This window comes from Oceanotoga sp., assembly GCF_030445905.1.
Lineage (GTDB): Bacteria > Thermotogota > Thermotogae > Petrotogales > Petrotogaceae > Oceanotoga > Oceanotoga teriensis.
In genome coordinates, this window is the sequence record NZ_JASUSU010000081.1 from 1 (window position 1) to 5470 (window position 5470).

6 protein-coding genes are annotated in these 5470 nt (G+C 22.3%); all 6 read left to right on the plus strand.

Translation table 11 applies throughout. From position 1 onward, the window contains the following. Nucleotides 1–1174: glycosyltransferase (locus PWP28_RS13665; protein WP_308645001.1), on the plus strand; the 1174-nt coding region annotated here is incomplete at its 5' end. A gap of 14 nt (nt 1175–1188) precedes the next feature. Then, nucleotides 1189–2154, plus strand: coding sequence for a Gfo/Idh/MocA family oxidoreductase (locus PWP28_RS13670; RefSeq protein WP_308645002.1), 966 nt, complete (start codon nt 1189–1191; stop codon nt 2152–2154). 36 nt (nt 2155–2190) lie between these two features. After that, nucleotides 2191–3075, plus strand: coding sequence for a hypothetical protein (locus PWP28_RS13675; RefSeq protein WP_308645003.1), 885 nt, complete (start codon nt 2191–2193; stop codon nt 3073–3075). A 16-nt stretch (nt 3076–3091) separates the two neighbouring features. Next, nucleotides 3092–3325 (plus strand): phosphopantetheine-binding protein, encoded by a 234-nt coding sequence (locus PWP28_RS13680; protein ID WP_308645004.1) that lies wholly within the window; start codon nt 3092–3094, stop codon nt 3323–3325. A 5-nt stretch (nt 3326–3330) separates the two neighbouring features. After that, complete coding sequence (locus PWP28_RS13685) at nt 3331–4566, plus strand: AMP-binding protein (RefSeq protein ID WP_308645005.1); 1236 nt, start codon at nt 3331–3333, stop codon at nt 4564–4566. Continuing rightward, entirely contained in the window at nt 4563–5285 is a 723-nt protein-coding gene (locus tag PWP28_RS13690; protein WP_308645006.1) for an SDR family oxidoreductase, read from the plus strand. Before PWP28_RS13685 ends, PWP28_RS13690 begins: the two co-directional genes overlap by 4 nt. Nucleotides 5286–5470: the final 185 nt, after the last annotated feature.

Genomic DNA, 5470 nt, shown 5'->3' on the forward strand with positions numbered 1-5470 from the left:
ATTAAAAGAAGATGAATACAATTCAGAATATTACAGAGAATGGATAGAAAACAATTATTGTTTTGAAGAAAAAATATATCAGATAAATCATTTGTTTGAAAATGTTATTAATTTTGATATTAAAAATAAAAATATTACCATTGATTATTTGAAATTCAATCTCAAAAATAATTTTGAGATTATTATGCAAGAAAATTTTTCGAATATTTTTTTTGAAGATTTAACAATAATAATTCCAACTTACAATAGAAGTGAAATTTTAAATTATGATTTGATTAATGGTCTTAAATTCAAAAAACAAAATAAAATAATAATAGATGATAATTCTAAAATTGAAGATAAAAATATATTGTATGATATTCAGAATAAAAAAAATTTTTATGGAATACAAGAAGTTATTTTTAATGATAAAAATTTAGGAGTATCTTCCGCTTTAAAAAATGCAATAAAAAAAGTAAATACAGATAAAATTTCTTTTCTTGGGGATGATGATTTATTAATAGTTTTAAATGAAAATTTATTAATGAAAGAATATGAACAAATGAATGAAAATATTTTAATTCCAAGGTATATGTTTAATTTGGATAATAAAAATAACATTTCTTTAGGATATGATAGAAAAGATTTTAATAATTTTAGTTTTGATAAACTTTTGAAAAAAATAACTATTTCTGGGGAAATTAGTGGGTTTAATTCTGGAGCATTTTTTTCTACATATGAAATAAAAAATAATTTAGCTGAGGACTTTTTTAAAGTAGGGGAAGATTATGTTATATTGTCAAGGATTTTGGGTAATAATTTAAAAAAAGATAGAAGAATAAAAGTTACAGAAAATTATATTTATTTTAGAAGATTATCTAATAAAAGTTTAAGTAGAATTATGGATAAAGAAAAGATTATAATTCATTTTATATCTCTTATAATTTCTAGTTATTATTGCTTAAAAAAAAATTTATTAAAAAAAGAAGAAATTAAATCGTCTATATCTTATAGGGGAAATGTATTAGAAAAATTTTATGGATATGGAAATCAAGTTTCAAAATTAATAATAAAATTTTTAAATAAAGAATTTAATTTTGAAGATTTTATAATTTATTTAGATGAAATTGGATTTAAAAAATTAAATCTTAATAATATACCTTTTGAATTGAGAACTATTCAAAAATATTTGTAGGGGGGTTAAAAATATTGGTTAATTTAGCTATAGTTGGATTAGGACATATGGGCCAATTACACTTAAAAAACATAAAAAAGTTAGAAGAAGAAAAATTATGTAATTTGACTTGTATTTGTGATATAAAAAAGTCTTTAACAGATTTATATTCAAATAAATTAAATGTGAAGGGTTATTATGATGTGGACTCTATGATAAAAGAGGATTTGTTTGATGCTGCAATAGTTGTAGTTGATTCAACTGAACATTTTAAAGTATCTAAAAAATTGATAGAAGCAAAAAAAGATATTTTAGTTGAAAAACCAGTAGTTGTTTCAATTAAAGAGGCTAATGTGCTTAAAAGATTATGTGAAGAAAAAAAAGTTATGCTTTCTCCTGGTTATACAGAATTGTATAATGATGTTATAAGTGATGTGAAAAATTATATAGAAGAAAATCAATTTTTTTATTTAGATTTTTTTAGAATAGGTAAAAAAAATAGTAAAAATGATGAAAAAGATATCGATGTTATTCAAGATCTTATGACTCATGATATAGCTGTTTTAAGTGAAATATTAGATATAACAAAAGTTAAAAAAATTTCAGGAGATATTGGATATTTTAATGAAAAAAGTTCGAAGTATGATTTTTCATCAATAAATTTATCTTTTGATAATAGTATAGTTCGATTTTTAGTTGACAGAAATGGTACTATAAAGATTAGAAATTTTAAGCTTTCTACAGAAGAATTTTATGGGGTTTTTGACTTTATGGATCAAAAATTAGAAATTATTAAAAAAGGTAATATAAAAGCTTTTGGAGAAAAAATTTGGTATTTTCAAAATTATGATTCTATTCAAATAAAATATTTTAATAATCCTTTATTTGAGGAGATAAAGGATTTTGTTATTTCTTCTTCTAAGAAAATCAATACTAAAGTTTCAGAAAGATGGTTCGATGTTACTTGTTTGGTTGAAAATATTAGAAATCTAATATATTAAAAATTTTTACAAATGATTACTTGAAAGGAAAAAATAATGATTTTATCAGAATTTAATAATTTAAATGTAAAAAGAAATGGATATTTTAATTTTTTTTCTAAATTGGGCGGAATTGGTCCAGTTTTAAAAAAAACAATAACTTTTGTAGAATCTAAAAAATATTTAAATAAAATAAATGATAATATTTCTTGTGTAATATGTAAAAATGAATTCTTAGATTTTTTTAAAAAAAAAGATATAGGAATTATTATTTCGGAAAATCCAAAAAAAATATTTTATGAAATTTATTTTGATTTATATAAAAAAAAATATTTTAAGTATTTTAAAAATAATATATCTGAAAATGCACAAATATCTGAAAAAGCTAATATTTCGAAATATGGTGTTAAAATAGGTAATAATTGTATTATAGAAGATAATGTTATTATAAAAGAAGGAAGCATTATAGAAAATAATGTTATTATAAGAAGTAATTCTGTAATATCAAGTGAAGGTTTTGAAATTTTTAATATAGAAAATAAAAATATTATTATTCCACATACTGGAAAATGTATTATAAAGGATAATGTTGAAGTGCTTAATAATAGTTGCATAGCAAAAGGATTATTTGAAGGTGGAGATACTGTTATAGAAGAAGAAGTTAAAGTGGATAATCTTGTACAGATAGCCCATGGAGTTAAAATTGGGAAGAAAACTAAAATAGCTAGTGGAGTTGTAATTTCTGGTGGAACTGTAATAGGAAGTGATTCATGGCTAGGACCAAATGCAACAGTTTCAAGTGAATTATTTATTGGGAATAATGTTAGAATAAATATAGGATCTGTTGTTATAAATGATTTGAAAAATAATTCAAATGTTTCAGGAAATTTTGCATATGAAAATAGATCTGTTATGAAAGATTTTATAAAAAAATTTTATTAAAGAAAGGGAAAAATAAATGAAAACAGAAGAAAAAGTAATGGAAATAATAAATAAAATATTAGAAAAAAAAGAAAAAGCATTGATAAAAAAAATAAAAAAAGAAGATTCATTGAGAGAAGATTTAGAAATGGATTCATTAGATCTAGCAGAATTAACAGTAAGAATAGAAGATGAATTTGGAATAGATGTATTTGAAGAAGGAATAATAGACAAAGTGGGAGAAATACTAGAAAAAATAAATCAAAGGTGATAAAGATGAAAATATTTTTTCATAGTGAAAAAAAGACAAAAACATATGAAGACTTAATAAAAGAAATAAATGAACAAAAAAGCATAAAAAAATACATAAAAGAAAAAGAACCATATGAAATAATAAAAAACTTAATAGTAAGCTTAATATATGGAGAAAAAATAGAATTAATAGATAGTGAGTTTACAAAAGAAGAAATAGAAAATTTAGGGTTATCAGAAAAAAAGTTAAAAGAAAAGAAAATATTAGAAAAAATAGAAATAAAAAATTATGAACAAATAATAAAAGAAATAGAAAAAAATAAAGAAATTTGGGAAATAACATTATATACGTCTGGAACAACAGGAAGACCAAAAAAAGTAAAACATAAATTAAAAACAATAGCAAGAAGTGTAAAAAAATCAGAAGAAAATAAAAAAAATATATGGGGATACGCATATAATCCAACGCATTTTGCTGGATTACAAGTATTTTTTCAAACATTATACAATAAAAATTCAATAATATACATATTTGATATGGAAAGAAAAAAAATAGAGGAGACACTAAAAAAATATGGAGTAACACATATATCAGCAACCCCAACATATTATAGAACAATGCTACCATACATAAAAAATGAAATACCTAATATGCAAAAAGTAACAACTGGTGGAGAAAAATATGACCAAGAACTTGAAAAACAACTGCAAAAAATATTTCCAAATGCAAAAATAAGAAATGTATATGCTTCAACAGAAGCAGGAAGTTTGTTTTCGTCAAAAGGAGAAATATTCAAAATAAGTGACAGAATGAAAGATAAAATAAAAATAAATGAAGAAAAAGAACTTTTAATACACAAAAGTTTATTAGGGGAATCAGAGACATTTGAATTAACTAATGAATGGTATAAAACAGGAGATTTAGTAGAAAAAATAGAAGAAAAACAATTCAAATTTATTTCAAGAAAGACAGAGATGATAAATATAGGGGGATATAAAGTAAACCCATATGAAATAGAAAAAGAAATAAAAAAAATAGAAGGAATAAAAGATGTAATAGTAAAGGCAAGAAAAAATAAAATAACAGGTAATATACTAGTAGCTTTAATACAAATAGAAGAAAAAATAGATAAAAAAGAGAAGGAAAAAGAGATAAATCAAAAATTAAAACAAAACTTACAAAAATGGAAAATACCAAGAATAATAAAATTTGTAGAAACAATAGAATTAACGAGGACAGGTAAGAAGGTGAGAAATTGAAAACAATAATATTGACAGGAGATTCAAGAGGTCTTGGAAATCAAATATGTGAAACATTACTGAAAGAAGGATACAAAGTCATAGGGATAAGTAGAAAAGAATCAGAACGAACAAAAAATTTAAAAACAAAATATAAAGAAAAATATAAACATATAAATTATGATTTAAGTCAATCAGAGCAAATAAAAGAACTATATTTAAATCAATTAAAAAAAGAAGGGCCAATATATGGATTAATAAATAATGCAGCTATAGCATATGATGAAATAACAACAAATGCAAAAATAGAACCATTAGAAAAGATGTATAAAATAAATGTAATAACTACAATAATGTTGACTAAATATATAATAAGAGATATGCTTTTAAATGAGATAAAAGGAAGTATAGTAAACATAACATCTGTTTGTGCTCATACTGGATACAAAGGATTAAGTATGTATGCATCTACAAAAGGAGCAATAGAAGCATTTTCTAAAACAGTTGCAAGAGAATTTGGAAGTAAAAAAATCAGAAGTAATTGTGTAGCCCCAGGTTTTATGGAAACAGATATGAGTAATAGTTTGAAAAAAGAACAAAAAAATAGAATATATAAAAGAACATCATTAAAAGAAGCAACGAATATTGAAAGTGTTTCGAAGACTGTAGAATTTTTATTAAAAGATGAGAGTTTTTCTATAACAGGTCAAGTTATTCATGTTGATAATGGTACTATTTGATTTTAATTTATATAATAATTAAAGTAAATAATAAAAAGAACGATAATAATATGAAGTTCTCTGGCCGGAGATAAAAAATATTAGCCCATGGAAGGGCATAAAAAAAACATGGAGGTGAAGTTATGAGAATAAATCATAATTTAAATGCATTAAACGCATGGAGAAACTTAGGAAATGCAAATTCA